Origin of the sequence: Thermobrachium celere DSM 8682, from assembly GCF_000430995.1 — a bacterium.
GTDB classification, from domain to species: Bacteria; Bacillota; Clostridia; order Clostridiales; family Caloramatoraceae; genus Thermobrachium; species Thermobrachium celere.
Map to the genome: position 1 here is coordinate 1 of NZ_HF952026.1, position 572 is coordinate 572.

Below are 572 nucleotides of genomic sequence, written 5' to 3' on the forward strand. Positions count from 1 at the left end.
GGTGTAATCTCAGGATTTAAAGAAATAGGTTATAAATTAGCCTTAATGGCGTTAAAAGACATAGGGGGTAATACAAATGATTGAAAAAAGACTACAAAAATTTTTAGCAAAATTTGATGAATTAAATATCGATGCTGCTTTAGTTTATAAGGATGAAAACAGAAACTATCTAAGTGGTTTTACAGGAGATGACAGTTTCTTATTCATTACTAAGGAAAAGTCATATTTTATAACTGACTCAAGGTATACTGAACAAGCACAAAATGAGGTTGTTGGTTTTGAGGTACTAGAATACAAACCTCCAATACATGATTTTATTAAATCATTAGTAGAAAAACACAACGTAAAACGTTTAGGTGTTGAAGAAGACAGAATGTCTTTATCAGATTATATTACATATAAGGAAAAACTTGAAGGAGTAGAAATAGTAAAACTTGAACAAACTATAGAAAAGATAAGAATGATAAAGACGATGAAGAATAAAGTTAATAGAAACAGCTGCAAGCATTGCAGATAAAGCATTTGAACATATTCTTAAATTTAAAGCCAGGAATTTCAGAAAGAGAAGTTGC

1 protein-coding gene is annotated in these 572 nt (G+C 29.4%); it reads left to right on the plus strand.

Going from position 1 to position 572, the window contains the following annotated elements:
* Positions 1-76 precede the first annotated feature (76 nt).
* On the plus strand, positions 77-517 hold the full coding sequence (locus TCEL_RS11350) for an aminopeptidase P family N-terminal domain-containing protein (protein ID WP_018664940.1): 441 nt from the start codon (positions 77-79) through the stop codon (positions 515-517).
* Positions 518-572: the final 55 nt, after the last annotated feature.

Coding starts and splice junctions, on each gene's coding strand:
- TCEL_RS11350 (WP_018664940.1), top strand. CDS start 77: ATGATTGAAAAAAGACTACAAAAATTTTTAGCAAAATTTGATGAATTA.